The sequence below is a fragment of the Mycobacterium sp. genome (genome assembly GCF_049280035.1).
Lineage (GTDB): Bacteria > Actinomycetota > Actinomycetes > Mycobacteriales > Mycobacteriaceae > Mycobacterium.
The window spans coordinates 1-13,958 of the sequence record NZ_JBAPPI010000527.1 but is presented as its reverse complement, the minus strand read 5'-3'; the positions used below and the strand labels follow the sequence as shown (position 1 = coordinate 13,958).

Below are 13,958 nucleotides of genomic sequence, written 5' to 3'. Positions count from 1 at the left end.
GTGATTTGGCGCAGCTTCTACTTGGCGTGGACGACGGCACAGATCGCCCAAGATCTCCACATCCCCAAGGGCACTGTGAAATCGAGACTGCATTCAGCCTTGCGAGAACTGCGGCACTCATTGCAGGAAATGGGTGTCAGACGATGACGCACTGGCGATTTCTCCGCTGAACGCTGAATCGCTAGCCGAAAAACGCGAACCGACGGACGGTCGCAGGAATCTTGCCGATCGGCTGCTTAGCCTGGCCACTGTGGAATTTCAAGATCCCGCGGTGACATCGGTTGGCACAACGGCAAATGTGGCACGTGCATCGCTGCACCCGACACCTTAGGGATGACGATGCGGGCTCGGCCCGCCATGGATAGGAGTACCCAGATGCCCATTGACCCGACAGCAACTGACGTGTCTGCAGTAACGAGGCGGGCACGCCGCAGTGCAACTCTGGGACGGGTGCCCAGGTCTGGCATGAGTTCGGATCAGGCGCCTATCGAACGTACCGCCACCGTCCATCAGATCAGAGCGCACGACCCACGGTCACATGAACGTTTCAGGACAGATGATCCGGATGCGGCCCGGATGCGGCTGCTCTACAACAGGCATGCCGCCGCCTTATGGCGCTATGTCTTGCGGCTGACGAGGGATCCAGTCCGCTCTGAGGACATCGTGCAGGAAACGCTACTGCGCGCGTGGGAGCGCCCTGAAATCTCCGATGACAGTGAGCGATCAGCGCAGGCGTGGCTATTCATCGTCGCGCGCAACATTATCATCGACGACAGCCGTACTGCACGGTTCCGCAACGAGGTGAGCTGGCGGGAATTTGCCGAGGTCGCGGAGCCTGCCGGTGCCGACGAGGTGAACACCGCCCTGGACCGGGTGCTAATCGCTGAGGCGTTCGCGCGGCTGTCGGCCGAGCACCGTGCGGTGATTTGGCGCAGCTTCTACTTGAGGTGGACGGCGGCACAGATCGCCCAAGATCTGCACATCCCCAAGGGCACTGTGAAATCGAGACTACATTCAGCCTTGCGAGAACTGCGGCGCTCATTGCAGGAAATGGGTGTCAGACGATGACGCAGTCTGCGATTTCTCCACTGAACGCTGAATCGCTAGCCGAAAAACGCGAACCGACGGACCGTCCCAGGAATCTTGCCGACCGCCCGCTTAGCCTGGCCACTAGGGGATTTCAAGATCCCGGGGTGACATCGGTCGGCACAACGGCAAATGTGACATGTGCATCGCTGCACCCGACACCTTAGGGACGACGATGCGGGCTCGGCCCGCCTTGGATAGGAGTATCCAGATGGCCATTGACCCGACGGTATTTGACGTGGACCTGGTTCCGTGCGACGCGTTCGATGCCTGCTGGCCGGACCGCTGGCCACAGACGGACACTCTCGAGTACCTGGATGGTGATGACGTCGACGAGCGGCTCATGGGTCAGCTCCGAGGCGACGTCGACGAGGTCCTGGCCAGGACGGGATTGTTCCAGGGCGTCGGGCCCAGCGGGGTGTCCGCGCTCACGAGGCAACTGCACCGGGTCGACTTCCCGCGAGGGCATACGCTGTTCGTCGAGGGGCAACCTGGTGACCGCCTCTACATCATTGTTTCCGGCAAGGTCAAGATCGCGCGCCGCTCCCCGGACGGACGCGAGACTCTGCTCACCGTCATGGGCCCGTCGGACATGTTCGGCGAATTATCGATCCTCGACCCGGGGCCGCGCACGTCGAGTGCCACCACAATGACCGACCTATTTGCCTTGTCGATAGATCGCGAAGCGTTGCGCGCGTGGATGGTTGAGCGTCCCGAAATCACTGCGCGACTGCTGCGGGTGCTTGCCCGCCGGCTGCGGCGCACCATTGACACTCTCGCCGATCTGATCTTCACCGACGCCCCGGGCCGGATCGCCAAGCTGTTGCTGCAGCTCGCGCAGCGGTTCGGCACCCAGGAGGACGGCGGGCTGCGGGTCGACCATGACTTGACGCAGGAGGAGATCGCTCAGTTGGTCGGGGCGTCACGCGAAACGGTGAACAAGGCGTTGGGCGACTTCGCCCACCGCGGCTGGATCACGTTGGAGGGCAAGAGCGTGCTGATATCCAGCTCCGAAGGACTCCGCCAGGTGAGCGCGCCCGGTAGCGGAAGGACGTTGGGAACCTTGATAGGGCCAGACGCGTGTCACCTTGAGACCCTCGGGCAGCCGCGATCGCGGGCCGGAGCTGGAACAGGCAGCCTGTGATGACGCTGGACAAAGTACTCATGCCCGTTCCCGACGGGAATCCCGACGTGTTCGAGCGCGAATGGCCGCTACGGGTGGCCGATATCGATCGCTACGGTCGGCTGCGGCTCGACGCCACCGCGCGTCACACCCAGGACATCGGGCAGGACCAATTGCGGGAGTGGGGATTTGAAGCCATCCACCCGCTGTGGGTCGTTCGCCGCACGATGATCGACGTGATCAAACCGATCGAATTCCCCGACACGTTACGGTTGCGCACCTGGTGCTCAGCCACCTCCACCCGGTGGTGCGAGAAGCGGGTACGCATCGACGGCCGCAGGGGCGGCCGGATCGAATCCGAGGCGTTCTGGATTAACATCAACCCCGACAGCTTCATGCCGTCGCGCATCAGCGACGACTTCCTCGAAAGGCTGCGCCGCACCACCGATGTGGACCGGCTGCGGTGGAAGGCCTACCTCAAGGGCGGCACCCGCGAGGACGCGACACATGTTCACGAGTACCCAGTGCGGGTCACCGACATCGACCTGTTCGACCACATGAACAACTCTGTGTACTGGAGCGGCGTCGAAGAATACCTCTTCACCACACCCGAACTGCTCAACGCGCCGCTGCGGATCACCATCGAGCATGAGGCCCCGGTCGCACTCTGCGACAAACTGGAGATAGTCACCCACCTGCATCCGGCCGCTACCACCGAGGCGTTCGGGCCAGGACTAATCGACCGGCCCGTCACCGCGCTCACCTACGCTGCCGGGGACAGGACCAAGGCCATCGCTTCGATTTTTCGCCTTGTCGGCGTAGATACCCGTTAGCAGAATGCGTGCGACGGGCGTCGCCGGCGGGGACGACTTCCGTTCGTGGAAAGGCAATTGGTGAAAGTTACATGCAGGAGATCAGCGATTGATCGCCCTCCGGGTAGGCGTTAGGAGGTGATAACACATGACATTACTTGTGTGCATCTTCTGTCTGCTGGTACTGGTCAGCTGCCTACGAGTACAACTGAGTCACCAAGCCAGAAGACAACAGCGACAAAGCACACCGCCGGCGCAAGTGACGCGCCCCACAACCGCTAACGCTCACTTCGGCGATGTCTCCCCTCCAAGGTCACGACGCGTCGGTCACTGAACTTCGTAGGGGATTTTGACGGCTGGTGGCTGCAGGGTTCTGGATCGAGCGGATCTTTTGCAACTTGGCCAGTCTCATCCAGTTGCGCTGCGCGCTGATGAAAGCACTCAGAATTGGTGAAATCAGTGGGCCGCGCGCAGGACTTGTAGCGGTGTTTCGCCGAACATCTCCTTGTGTGCGGCGGCGAACCGGCCGAGATGGGTGAACCCCCATCGATGCGCGATGCAGGCGACTTTGCTGTGGTCGGCATCTGCCGAGCGCAGATCCCGGTGGGCGCGTTGGAGTCGGACCACGCGCAGATAGGCCATCGGTGACATGCCCAGGTGCCGGCGGAATCCCTCCTGCAACGTGCGCACGCTGACGTGGCACTGCCTGGCCAGCGCCGAGGTGGTGAGCGGCAGGTGCGGTCCGGCCTCGATGATATCCATCGCGTCGCGTACAACGCCGGGTCGACCCGGCGCCGCGGGGCCAGCCAGTGCTCGGCTGTAGGGGTGGTCGGCCACCAACAGCAAGCCATGAATCAGGCTTTCTACCAACGGGTCCCAGACCAGGGAATGCTGCAACAGGGGGTCCGGGCACTGGAGCTGACGGTGCACCATCAGCAGTAGCCGCACCCAATCCTGGGCGGCACCAGCCTGCACCGGCAGGGCTGCGCCGAAGGCGACGGGCGAATCGAGCCCCTCGAGGAGCAGTGTCTCGAGTGCTCTGTCGACCGCGATCTGGTCGATCTTGACCTGCAGATGGCGGCTGCCGCCAGGCCATCGGGTCACCGTGATCCCCGCGTCCGGCCGAAGAATGGAGCCCAACGCGGGCGTCGAGGTCAGCTCCTGGCCCCGATGCCGCGCCTGAATCCAGCCTCTGAGAGGAACACACACATGGTAGCTGGGGCGAGACTCGTCGAAATACATCCGGACGTCGGTCTCATAGGTGATATCGCCAAGTGTGATCGGCCCCACGCAGGTGACCCGTTCGTGCAGACCAAAACCGTGCGCCCGTCCCAGTAGCTCGAGCCGATGCGGGTAAAAAGACACCGCACAATGCTGAGTCGCCCGCTCGGGCGACCGCGTGCGAAACCACGAGTTCGGCTGCGCCACCGGGGAAACATCACCCCCGCGTGTTCGTATCGTCGTCACTTCCCACCGATCCAGCAAGGGGTGAACGGGTCGAGGTGGTCCGCGCGCTCGGCCACCATGCACAAGTGCATCGTGTTCTTTTGCCCGCGTCGCTGATACAGCCGCTCGAAAGCACCGAGCCGACGGACCAACAAACCGGTCGCTTCACCGGCGGATGCGAGCAGTCCGACGCCCTCGGCGTGAAACTCGGCTTCGCCTGCGGTCATGATCTACCTCCATAGCGCGTTCGTTTCCAGCCGTGAGCCGCTGTGAGTTCAGTGTGGTCAACCGGTCCGTTTGGAGCTTGAATCAGCGCGACAGGCCGGAGTACCGCTGCGTCAGGTGGCAGGCCGCGGTGATCCGCTTTTCGGTAGTCCGCAGCCGCGACACCGCGGGCCAGGCCGCCCAGGTCCTCGGCACAGTTGGTACCGATGCCTCAGGAAGCCGGCCGCCGCAGCGGGTGGGCGTTGCGGTAGTCCGTTGGTGAATAGCCGTAGTGGGCCTTGAACGTGCGGCTGAAGTGGCTGGTGTCGGAGAAACCCCAGCGGTGAGCAATTTCAGAGATGGGCCGATCGCTGGCGGTCACCTCGGCTCGGGCGCGTGCCAGCCGGCGTGCGCGCACGACCTCGCCGACGGTCTGACCGGTGGCGCTGAAGACACGGTTGACGGTGCGGATCGACACCCAATGAGCCGCCGCGATAGCGGCAGGCGTGACGGCGCCGTCGAGCAAATGACGATCGATATACCGCTCGATCGACGCCCGCAACACGGGCCGCACGCTCGCGGCCGAGCAGACGTGGCTGTCGCTGCGCAGCGCGCCGACGAACAGCTCCAACGCCGCCATGCGGGCCGCGCTCATCGTGGCGGAACCCAGTCCCGGCAAAACCTCGGTAAGCGTAGCTAGATGATTCGTCAGCAGCCGTATTGCCGGGGCGGTTGGGTCGAGCACGACCCCGTCGCGCATCCATGGATGCCCATCGACCTCGTCCAGTGCCGCCCGCGGTATCACCATGCCGCGCAGCGATAATGACTCCGGGACGATGAATTGGTTCCGCTGGGTGCTGTCGAATACGGCGACGTCGCCGGGTGTCAGCGTGGCTACGGTGTGGCGCTGACTGAGCGTCATAGCCCCCTTCTGGTTGACCATTACGTAGACGAATTCACCCTCGGTATTGGCAAGTTGATGGCGAGCACGCCTACCGGAACACGGTCCGCACCGGCTATCGGCCATTAAGATGTCATCGATCCACCAGCGCCGGATCCATCCCTGGAACACATCGGGGCGAGGCAACTCCGGGATCGCGACCGTCCAGGGCAGATACGTGGCCGACAGGATGTGCTCCCACTGAGCGACGACGTCGTCTCTCGTGCCCGCGTCGGTGGCCCAGAACTCGCCGCCGCTTGACACCACGGCACCTCCAATCTCGAACAGATGCTGCGTTCGGGGGTGTTGAACCGCCCACGTCGGCCGGAGGACTGCTGAACCGCAGGCCGACCCCCGACGCCCACTGGTGCAACCGCGATCGCTGCCGCGACGTCACCTCCACCAATAGCGGTTGGTGATGGCGGGGCCGGCTCCGCTTGGTGGCACGGCTTCGATGCCGGGTTTAGCCGTCCTCGTCTCCACCAGAATTGGGCTCCAGCGACAACATGTCATTACCGCTAGCACCCATTAATGCTTGGCCACTGATCACTGCGCAACGCCGCTACGCGTTTCGCGAGGAGCGAACGGCTAAGGGTGAGGGTCTCCGGTTTCGATTTGGCCACCGATCCGCTGTCGAAAGGCGGTTGCGGGTCGTATTCGATGGCCAGTTGGATCGCTTGGGCGACCCGGACCCCGGCGATGCGGGCGGCGAGGGTGAGGGCCATGTCGATGCCGGCGGACACACCGGCTGCGGTCACGATTTTGCCTTCGGTGACGACCCGCCGGGCGGTGTAGCGGGCGCCGAACGCTTCGAGTTCGTTGACGGCTGCCCAGTGGGTGCTGGCCTCGAGCCCCTGCAGCAGTCCGGCGGCTGCCAGCACTAGCGCGCCGGTGCAGACCGAGGTGGTCCATTGGGTCGTTGTGTGGACCCGACGAACCCAGCCGATGAATGTCTCGTCGGTAGCTGCTCCGCGGGCGCCCGGTCCGCCGGGGACGACGAGCACCTCACAGTTGTCGACCTCCCGCAGCGACGCATCCGCCACCATGGCGAGCGTGCCGGTGTCGGTACGGACCGGGCCACGCTGGGCGGCCGCGAAGACGACCTCGGCGCCAGGGATCTCGGACAGCACCTGGTAGGGTCCGACCGCATCGAGGGCAGTGAACTGGTCGAATAATGGGATGACGATGCGCATAACCGTCCTTGTTTAGGCGGGTGTTCGTGGGCTGAAATGTTGGCGGTATTGGCCAGGAGTGACTCGGATCGTGCGTTGGAAGCTGCGATGCATCGTCTCGACAGTGCCGAAGCCGCAATCCCGAGCGATATCGGTTAGTCCACGTCGAGTGGATTCAAGCAACCGCCGTCCCGCTTCCACGCGGACGGCCTCGACGTAGGCAGCGGGGGTGCTGCCGAATTCCTGGGCGAAGCGGCGCGAGAAGTTCCGCACGCTCATGGAGGTGCGCACGGCCAGGACGGGAACCGAGAGGTCGTCTCCGAGGTGGTCGGCGATCCAGGATGCAAGCTGCACGAGGGTGTCCCGTTCAGGACGTTGAGCTGCGAGCTGCGCACTGAACTGCGACTGCCCCCCAGAACGCTGTACGAATAGGACCAGGTAGCGGGCGATCTCACGCGCACGCTCGGGACCGAGATCGTCTTCGACCAAGGCGAGGGCGAGGTCCATGCCGGCGGTCACCCCGGCCGAGGTCCACACGTTGCCGTCCCGGATGAAAATCGGGTCCGGATCGACGGTCACCTCCGGGAACATCCGGGCAAGACGCGCGGACGTCGCCCAGTGGGTCGTAGCCCTGCGGCCGTCGAGCAGCCCGGCCCGGGCAAGCAAGAAAGCCCCGGAACACACCGAGGTCACCCGCCGGGACCGTTGCGCAGCCGACCGGATCCAGGCGACCAGCCGATCGTCAACGATTGCCTGGGCAACGCCTCGTCCACCGACGACGACAAGAGTGTCGATCGGTCCCCGGCAGGCACCGATCGCACGGTTGGCGCCGATCTCCAGTCCGCTCGACGCGCGAATCGCGCCGGCGTCGGGACTCACGACCTCGGCCACATACTCGCTCAACTCGCTGTCACTAAACCGATCAGCCATCGCGAACACCTCAAGCGGGCCGGCGAGATCAAGCAGCTGGAGATCCGGGAAGACGACAAGCACGACGCGGCGGGCCATACACCCAACAGTCGACTACCAGAGCTGTGGCCGCAATGACAAAGCTCTGACGATTTCAGCCACATGCCCAGCAGAACAAACGCCCGCCAAAGCGAACCGCCCCGGCTTCTGCGGAAACAACTTGTTGCACCGCAGGCAGCGCCTCTTGCACGAACCAAATTGACCGAGGACAGCTGAGTTTGAGGGGTTTGCTCTAGTACGCCTCTAGGACTAATTGTTGATCATTATGGGCCCGGTCTCAGTGCTGGCGGACCGGTTCGAATGAGAGGACATATGAACTGCAAGATGCTGCTCGCGATTGTGTCGGCCGGGGCGGCTGCGTGTTCGTCAGGCGCACCGCCCGGCGCGCCAGCGACGTCCGATGCTCCGCAAATTCAAGAATCGAACCTTCCTGCACCGCTTCAGGTGCCGGCAGGCAATAAATTGGCGTTGTCGCTGGATGGTTCCGGTGTCCAGGTTTATCAGTGCGCGAAGGGGGCCTGGTCGCTCCTGGAGCCCGCGGCGACACTGAGCGATCACGGCAAGCCAGTCGGCCTGCACTTCAAGGGGCCGATCTGGGTGTCGACGGTCGACGGCAGCGAGGTGGGCGCGGCCCCGGTCGCAACTGTCAACCAAGACGGCGCCGTGCCCGAATTGTTGTTGAAGGCCAACCAGACCCAGGGCGATGGGACGTTCAGCTGGGTGACCTACGTGCAGCGCGTGCGCACGCAGGGCGGCGTGGCGCCGTCAAGCATGTGCCCGGACGGGACGCAGCAGGCCCTGCCGTACACCGCGGTGTATCGCTTCTGGACCGCCAGCGGCTGACTGACTGCGCGCCAGTGGCCATGTGGGCGAGGTGATCCCGCACTGCCCGGCCACACTGAAAGTCGAGTTCTACGACAGATATCTATGGCCTACCGCGCACACCTAAGCGGACCTCCACGACTCCGACCTCGATCGGGTGGCGGATGCACTCGACGGGCTTGGAGACTGACCATGACTGCGGATAATGGCGGATAAACCCAGGGACGGCGCTGGATCGACTGGCGCTTCCCGACGAGTCAAAACGCCTGTGAACTGGTCATTCTCGTGGTGGCCAGGGCCGGGATCGAACCGGCGACCTTCCGCTTTTCAGGCGGACGCTCATACCGACTGAGCTACCTGGCCGGAAGGCATCGAGTGCCTCGCCGCGACGGCGACCCTGACGGGACTCGAACCCGCGACCTCCGCCGTGACAGGGCGGCGCGCTAACCAACTGCGCCACAGGGCCTTGCTGCTGCTCCGCGTCACCGCGTCGCGTACCCCCTACGGGATTCGAACCCGCGCTACCGCCTTGAAAGGGCGGCGTCCTAGGCCGCTAGACGAAGGGGGCCAGAACCGAATCTCTCCGGGGTACTCGCAACAAGGATACGTTGGGAGCCAAGCCAGCTTAGGGCACCGCGGACCTAATCCTCAAACGAGCACCATCGCACAACCAGTATCCTGTGCCTCGCGCCCCTATAGCTCAGTTGGTAGAGCTACGGACTTTTAATCCGCAGGTCCTAGGTTCGAGTCCTAGTGGGGGCACCGAGAGCAGGGGCACCGAGAGCAGCTGAGGTTGAACTATACCGATCGGTGTACTAACGTCCGGTGGACACGTTGAAACTGGAGAGAACCGTGACGAACACCGACGACGACAAGACGTTGCGGAAGTTCCGCAGAGAACGAGCTGTCGGGCGTTTGCTCAACCCGGCAGTCACAGGGTTGAGCAGAATGGGGCTCCGCACCGCGCTAGCCACCGAACTCGAAACCGTCGGCCGCAAGACCGGTCAGGTGCGCCGCGTGCCCATTTCGGCGCAATTCGACGACGACGGGGCGTGGATCATCTCTCAGCACGGCACTCGCTCGGGTTGGGGTCGAAATATTGTCGACAACCCGAATGTCCGTGTACGACAAGGCAGTAAGTGGCGCGCCGGAGTGGCAAAATTCAGACCCGATGACGATGTCGTGGCGCGCGGTGGCAAGTTCGGGCGAGTGGGGGCCAAGGTCGCGAAGGCGTTGGAGACTACTCCCGTGTCGGTAAGGATCGACTTCACCGACTGATGAGACAGCCTTTCGCCGGCGCGCGACATGCTGGTCAGGTCAGCACGGCGTTGAGGTAAGTCATGTCGGCGAAAGCCGACGCGACTTCATCGTCGGGGTAGACGAAGCCGTTGGCAGCATGCAACTGCGCAACCGCGCGGTGCGACACCTGCCAGCCCTGCCCGGCCAGGTGATCAATGGTGTGGCTGCGCTCGAAGTGGTAGACGAGATCGTTGAAGTCAATATCGAACCCCAGCTCACTCATCCGGTCGTGATGTGTCCGATAACGCTGGTCGGTGAAAATCCTTGTGTCAGGGACAAATTCGCAGGCAAGTTGGCTGTGGGCAGCGCTCAACGCGGTGACATTGTCGAACAGGCCGTCCTGCGCCGCGGGCGGCAGATAGACGAGCAATCCCTCGGCGCTCCAGGCCGCGGCGGCCTGTGGATTGAAGCCAGCGGCTCGCAGGGCCGCAGGCCAATCGTCGCGCAAATCAACAGCAACGGTTCGACGCTCGGCTGTCGGCTCGGCGCCGAGCTTGCTCAGCGTGGAAGTCTTGAACTCGATGACGTCCGGCAGGTCGACCTCGTAGACGACGGTGTCTTTCGGCCAGGGCAGGCGGTAAGCACGCGCATCCAACCCGGCCGCCAGGATGACCGCCTGGCGGATGCCGCTGCCCGTCGCGTCGAGGAAGTACTGGTCGTAGAACCGAGTACGGACCGCCATCCCCCGCGCCATCCGGTCCGGGTCGAATTCGTGTTCCTCAGTGACCGGTATCTCGCCATTCACCAGTCGGGTGTAGACGTCGATGCCGACCTTGCGCACCAACGGCGCGGCAAACGGGTCATCGATCAACCCGGCAGCTGAGGACAGCGCCCGCTGGGCGGCCACCATCGTCGCCGTCGCGCCCACGCTCGTCGCCAGGTCCCAGCTGTCGCTATCAGTGCGAACGGACATCGGGCTCCAATCTGGGCGTCTCCCCAAACAATATAGATCACCTAGTTATTGCCAGCAGACGCGCCCTTGACATAACCGACGGCTGCGCTACTATCTGCGTATGCATGCAGATAACGAGGATGTCCGGTTGCCGGACGACCAGGTCAGCCTGGTGGTCGAGGTCTTCCGGATGTTGGCTGACGCCACCCGGGTTCAGGTGCTGTGGTCGCTCGCCGACCGGGAAATGTCGGTCAACGAACTCGCTGAGCATGTAGGGAAACCGGCACCGTCGGTGTCGCAGCACCTCGCCAAGTTGCGGATGGCCCGGCTGGTGCGGACCCGTCGGGAGGGGACGACGATCTTCTACAGTCTGGAAAACGATCACGTGCGACAGCTCGTTGTCGACGCCGTCTTCAACGCCGAACACGCCGGCCCGGGCGTCCCGCGCCATCACCGCGTTGATGACGGACTGCGGGTGGTCGACCGAAGGCCGGCGCGAAAAGGTAGCTGAGCCGTCAGAGGCCTAGGCATTACAACCAAGCAACGCAATGTGTTTCACACAAAGGAGATGATCGAACATGACTGATCAGCACAACCATGAAGGGCCACACTCGCACGAGCACGAACACGGCGGGACCCCTCACACGCACGCGCACACCGAGCACGAACACGAGCACGTCGAGCACGAGCACACCCACACCCACGACGACGGAACCGAGCACAGCCACGGACACGTGCATCAGTCCGGCCTCGAAGAACCTCACAACCACGCGCACGGCTGATTACCCGCGCTAGCGGCCCGGGCCGTTGCGGTCAGACGTTGGGGCAGTAGTGCTTTGGGCTGTCGCGCTCGTCGAGCGGCGGCAAGTTGCGCGCGGGAGTGTGCACCAGCGGCGCCGCCGCTGGGATGCGACCGGTGGCACGATCCCACCCCGCCCGGGCCCGCGGGTGCATGCGGGCCCGGCGCGGCAAGTAGTTAAAGACCAGCCGCACAACGTCACCGAAGCGGCGGTGTAGCCACTCGTTGCGACGCGACCAGGTGTAGCCCATCAGCTCGCGCACCGGCGGGTCGTAGAGCCCGACCGTCAGCCAGACGAAGAACGGCGCCAGCAGTTTGCGCTGCAGATCCCACAAACGGTCCGGAATCCATTGCGCGAACGGAGGTTTAGGGAGCTCGGTCAAGTTGAGCACCTCGCGGGCCGCGAAGTTGTTCTCCAGCACCTCGCGGCACATGCGATCCCAGTAGACCTGGAAGTCTTCCCACGTTTCTGGGACCGGGCGCATGCTCATGCCGTACATCCGGTACCACTGCACATGCTCGTCGAACAGCTGGCGCTTCTGCGCCTCGGTCAAGCCACCGCAGAACCGCTCAGCCACATGCAACGTGCCGACAAAGAATGTGGAATGCGCCCAGTAGAAGACGTCGGGGTTCAACGCGTGATAGCGCCGGCCCTGACTGTCGGTGCCCTTGATGTCCACGTGATAATCGCGCACCTCGGCACCGGTCATCGGCGCGCGATCACCGTCGAAAACCACGCCGCCGATCGGGTACAGCGACCGCAACAACCGCGGCCAGCGTTCGCGGAAGAACGTTGAGTGCTCCTCGACGGCCGCACCCAGTTGCGGATGCATGTTCTGCATCGATCCCGCCCACGGACCCTGCAGCATGCCGCGCCAGTCACCGAAGTACCGCCAGGTCAGCGAGTCCGGACCAAGCGGCGGCGCGTCATAGCCGAGCGGAGACACTGGGCAACCGGTCGCGACCGCAGGTGTGCTGGTCAGCGGGCATGCCTGCGACGTATCTTGAGTCACTGGTGAGGTTTCCCGTCCGTGGCAGCCAATCTGACTACATGCGTTGTCATTATAGACCTTAGGAGTGACGTGCCGTCCGGTCAACGCTCGCGCCGCTGGTCCGGTGTCCCTTTGGAGGATCGCCAGGCTCTGCGGCGCGACGAACTCATCACGGCCGGGGTGCAGTTGCTCGGCGGGGAGAGCGGCCCGGGAGTGACCGTGCGCGCGGCGTGCCGGCAGGCCGGGCTCACCGAACGCTACTTCTACGAAAGCTTCGCGGACCGAGACGAATTCGTGCGTGCCGTCTACGACGACGTCTGCACCCGCGCCATGGCAGCGCTGATGTCGGCGACCACACCGCGCGAGGCCGTTGAGCAATTCGTCGCGTTGATGGTCGACGACCCGGTGCGCGGGCGGGTGCTGTTACTGGCCCCCGCCGTGGAGCCGGTGCTGGTCGCATCGGGTGCGGAGTGGATGCCCAGCTTCATCGACCTGCTACAGCACAAGCTGACCCAGATTGCCGATCCGGTGCGGCAGAAAATGGTCGCCACGAGCTTGATCGGCGGCCTCACCGCCCTGTTTACCGCCTACCTGGACGGACGGCTAGCAGCCACCCGTGACCAGTTCATCGATTACTGCGTAGAAATGCTGCTCAGCCGGGCCGCAACGCACTAGCGGGCCGCGATCAGCGCGCCACGAAATATTGACGCTGGGCAGGAACTTGAATGTCACCGGCATGAACAGATATATTTACTGAAACCGACAGACACAGATAACTCGGAGGCACTGTGCCGGACCCACAAGACCTCGACTTGTTGCGTGAACTCGAGCCGGTCGTCGAGAAGTACATGAACCGGCATCTGAGCGTGCACAAGCCCTGGAACCCGCACGACTACATCCCATGGTCGGACGGCAAGAACTTTTACGCACTCGGCGGGCAGGACTGGGAGCCTGGGCAATCCAAGCTGTCCGACGTCGCGCAGGTCGCGATGGTGCAGAACCTAATGACCGAGGACAACCTGCCGTCGTATCACCGCGAGATCGCGATGAGCTTCGGCATGGACGGCGCATGGGGTCAGTGGGTCAACCGCTGGACCGCCGAGGAGAACCGGCACGGGATCGCGCTGCGCGACTACCTGGTGGTGACCCGCGCGGTCGACCCGATCGAGTTGGAGAAGCTGCGTATCGAGGTGGTGAACCGGGGTTTCAGCCCGGGCCAGAACCAGCAGGGCGACCTGTTGTCGGAGAACCTGTTCGACTCGATCGTGTACGTCACGTTCCAGGAACTGGCCACCCGCGTCTCACACCGCAACACCGGAAAGGCGTGCAACGAGCCGATCGCCGATCAGCTGCTGGCCAAGATCTCGCAGGACGAGAACCTGCACATGATCTTCTACCGCGA

Annotated in this window: 16 protein-coding genes, 4 tRNA genes and 1 pseudogene; 11 read left to right on the top strand and 10 right to left on the bottom strand. The window is 63.7% G+C overall.

Annotation, left to right across the window (positions count from 1 at the left end):
- The 4 genes and pseudogenes from WAN71_RS17155 to WAN71_RS17140 all read left to right on the top strand — a co-directional run.
- A partial coding sequence (locus WAN71_RS17155; RefSeq protein WP_422226480.1) for a sigma factor-like helix-turn-helix DNA-binding protein occupies positions 1-147 on the top strand: 147 nt, incomplete at its 5' end.
- Positions 148-513: 366 nt separating this feature from the next.
- Entirely contained in the window at positions 514-1,068 is a 555-nt protein-coding gene (locus tag WAN71_RS17150; protein ID WP_422226479.1) for a sigma-70 family RNA polymerase sigma factor, read from the top strand.
- Between the two features lie 361 nt (positions 1,069-1,429).
- Positions 1,430-2,107 (top strand): annotated as a pseudogene (locus WAN71_RS17145) (Crp/Fnr family transcriptional regulator); the annotation flags it as partial.
- A 122-nt stretch (positions 2,108-2,229) separates the two neighbouring features.
- Positions 2,230-3,042, top strand: coding sequence for an acyl-ACP thioesterase domain-containing protein (locus WAN71_RS17140; protein WP_422226478.1), 813 nt, complete (start codon positions 2,230-2,232; stop codon positions 3,040-3,042).
- 435 nt (positions 3,043-3,477) lie between these two features.
- Here the strand turns inward: WAN71_RS17140 and WAN71_RS17135 are convergent, their stop codons facing one another.
- The 5 genes from WAN71_RS17135 to WAN71_RS17115 form a co-directional block, all read right to left on the bottom strand.
- On the bottom strand, positions 3,478-4,386 hold the full coding sequence (locus WAN71_RS17135) for an AraC family transcriptional regulator (RefSeq protein WP_422226477.1): 909 nt from the start codon (positions 4,384-4,386) through the stop codon (positions 3,478-3,480).
- A gap of 98 nt (positions 4,387-4,484) precedes the next feature.
- Positions 4,485-4,694 (bottom strand): hypothetical protein, encoded by a 210-nt coding sequence (locus tag WAN71_RS17130; RefSeq protein ID WP_422226476.1) that lies wholly within the window; start codon positions 4,692-4,694, stop codon positions 4,485-4,487.
- Between the two features lie 209 nt (positions 4,695-4,903).
- Positions 4,904-5,875 (bottom strand): helix-turn-helix domain-containing protein, encoded by a 972-nt coding sequence (locus tag WAN71_RS17125; protein ID WP_422226475.1) that lies wholly within the window; start codon positions 5,873-5,875, stop codon positions 4,904-4,906.
- A 254-nt stretch (positions 5,876-6,129) separates the two neighbouring features.
- Positions 6,130-6,804, bottom strand: a complete 675-nt coding sequence (locus WAN71_RS17120) for a DJ-1/PfpI family protein (protein WP_422226474.1) — start codon at positions 6,802-6,804, stop codon at positions 6,130-6,132.
- Between the two features lie 12 nt (positions 6,805-6,816).
- A complete protein-coding gene (locus WAN71_RS17115; RefSeq protein ID WP_422226473.1) occupies positions 6,817-7,791 on the bottom strand; it encodes a GlxA family transcriptional regulator in 975 nt (324 codons plus the stop codon).
- Positions 7,792-8,064: 273 nt separating this feature from the next.
- On the opposite strand from WAN71_RS17115, the gene WAN71_RS17110 reads away from it, so the two are divergent.
- On the top strand, positions 8,065-8,595 hold the full coding sequence (locus tag WAN71_RS17110) for a DUF3455 domain-containing protein (protein ID WP_422226472.1): 531 nt from the start codon (positions 8,065-8,067) through the stop codon (positions 8,593-8,595).
- A gap of 265 nt (positions 8,596-8,860) precedes the next feature.
- Here WAN71_RS17110 and WAN71_RS17105 read toward each other — a convergent pair.
- From WAN71_RS17105 to WAN71_RS17095, 3 genes are all read right to left on the bottom strand, one after another.
- Positions 8,861-8,937, bottom strand: a tRNA-Phe gene (locus WAN71_RS17105).
- 29 nt (positions 8,938-8,966) lie between these two features.
- Positions 8,967-9,040 (bottom strand) — tRNA-Asp (locus WAN71_RS17100).
- Between the two features lie 29 nt (positions 9,041-9,069).
- Positions 9,070-9,142, bottom strand: a tRNA-Glu gene (locus WAN71_RS17095).
- Positions 9,143-9,263: 121 nt separating this feature from the next.
- Here WAN71_RS17095 and WAN71_RS17090 point away from each other — a divergent pair.
- Together WAN71_RS17090 and WAN71_RS17085 are read left to right on the top strand one after the other, a co-directional pair.
- Positions 9,264-9,336 (top strand) — tRNA-Lys (locus tag WAN71_RS17090).
- 90 nt (positions 9,337-9,426) lie between these two features.
- Entirely contained in the window at positions 9,427-9,852 is a 426-nt protein-coding gene (locus WAN71_RS17085) for a nitroreductase family deazaflavin-dependent oxidoreductase (RefSeq protein WP_422226471.1), read from the top strand.
- 34 nt (positions 9,853-9,886) lie between these two features.
- On the opposite strand, the gene WAN71_RS17080 is transcribed toward WAN71_RS17085, so the two are convergent.
- Positions 9,887-10,786 (bottom strand): class I SAM-dependent methyltransferase, encoded by a 900-nt coding sequence (locus WAN71_RS17080; protein WP_422226470.1) that lies wholly within the window; start codon positions 10,784-10,786, stop codon positions 9,887-9,889.
- A gap of 100 nt (positions 10,787-10,886) precedes the next feature.
- Here WAN71_RS17080 and WAN71_RS17075 point away from each other — a divergent pair, with 100 nt between their 5' ends.
- Both WAN71_RS17075 and WAN71_RS17070 read left to right on the top strand, forming a co-directional pair.
- Positions 10,887-11,276 carry an ArsR/SmtB family transcription factor gene (locus WAN71_RS17075; protein WP_422226469.1) on the top strand — a complete coding sequence of 130 codons (390 nt, stop codon included), beginning with the start codon at positions 10,887-10,889 and terminating at the stop codon, positions 11,274-11,276.
- Between the two features lie 67 nt (positions 11,277-11,343).
- Complete coding sequence (locus tag WAN71_RS17070) at positions 11,344-11,547, top strand: zinc transporter Slc39a7 (protein ID WP_422226468.1); 204 nt, start codon at positions 11,344-11,346, stop codon at positions 11,545-11,547.
- Between the two features lie 31 nt (positions 11,548-11,578).
- Here the strand turns inward: WAN71_RS17070 and WAN71_RS17065 are convergent, their stop codons facing one another.
- Positions 11,579-12,577 (bottom strand): oxygenase MpaB family protein, encoded by a 999-nt coding sequence (locus WAN71_RS17065; RefSeq protein ID WP_422226467.1) that lies wholly within the window; start codon positions 12,575-12,577, stop codon positions 11,579-11,581.
- Between the two features lie 69 nt (positions 12,578-12,646).
- On the opposite strand from WAN71_RS17065, the gene WAN71_RS17060 reads away from it, so the two are divergent.
- Both WAN71_RS17060 and WAN71_RS17055 read left to right on the top strand, forming a co-directional pair.
- Positions 12,647-13,231 (top strand): TetR/AcrR family transcriptional regulator, encoded by a 585-nt coding sequence (locus WAN71_RS17060; protein WP_422226466.1) that lies wholly within the window; start codon positions 12,647-12,649, stop codon positions 13,229-13,231.
- Positions 13,232-13,344: 113 nt separating this feature from the next.
- On the top strand, positions 13,345-13,958 hold a 614-nt coding region (locus tag WAN71_RS17055), incomplete at its 3' end, for an acyl-ACP desaturase (RefSeq protein ID WP_422226465.1).

Bases quoted from the DNA above. Each gene is read 5' to 3' on its own strand.
- WAN71_RS17130 (WP_422226476.1), bottom strand. From the start codon at position 4,694: ATGACCGCAGGCGAAGCCGAGTTTCACGCCGAGGGCGTCGGACTGCTC.
- WAN71_RS17115 (WP_422226473.1), bottom strand. From the start codon at position 7,791: ATGGCCCGCCGCGTCGTGCTTGTCGTCTTCCCGGATCTCCAGCTGCTT.
- WAN71_RS17075 (WP_422226469.1), top strand. From the start codon at position 10,887: ATGCATGCAGATAACGAGGATGTCCGGTTGCCGGACGACCAGGTCAGC.
- WAN71_RS17080 (WP_422226470.1), bottom strand. From the start codon at position 10,786: ATGTCCGTTCGCACTGATAGCGACAGCTGGGACCTGGCGACGAGCGTG.
- WAN71_RS17110 (WP_422226472.1), top strand. From the start codon at position 8,065: ATGAACTGCAAGATGCTGCTCGCGATTGTGTCGGCCGGGGCGGCTGCG.
- WAN71_RS17140 (WP_422226478.1), top strand. From the start codon at position 2,230: ATGACGCTGGACAAAGTACTCATGCCCGTTCCCGACGGGAATCCCGAC.
- WAN71_RS17120 (WP_422226474.1), bottom strand. From the start codon at position 6,804: ATGCGCATCGTCATCCCATTATTCGACCAGTTCACTGCCCTCGATGCG.
- WAN71_RS17070 (WP_422226468.1), top strand. From the start codon at position 11,344: ATGACTGATCAGCACAACCATGAAGGGCCACACTCGCACGAGCACGAA.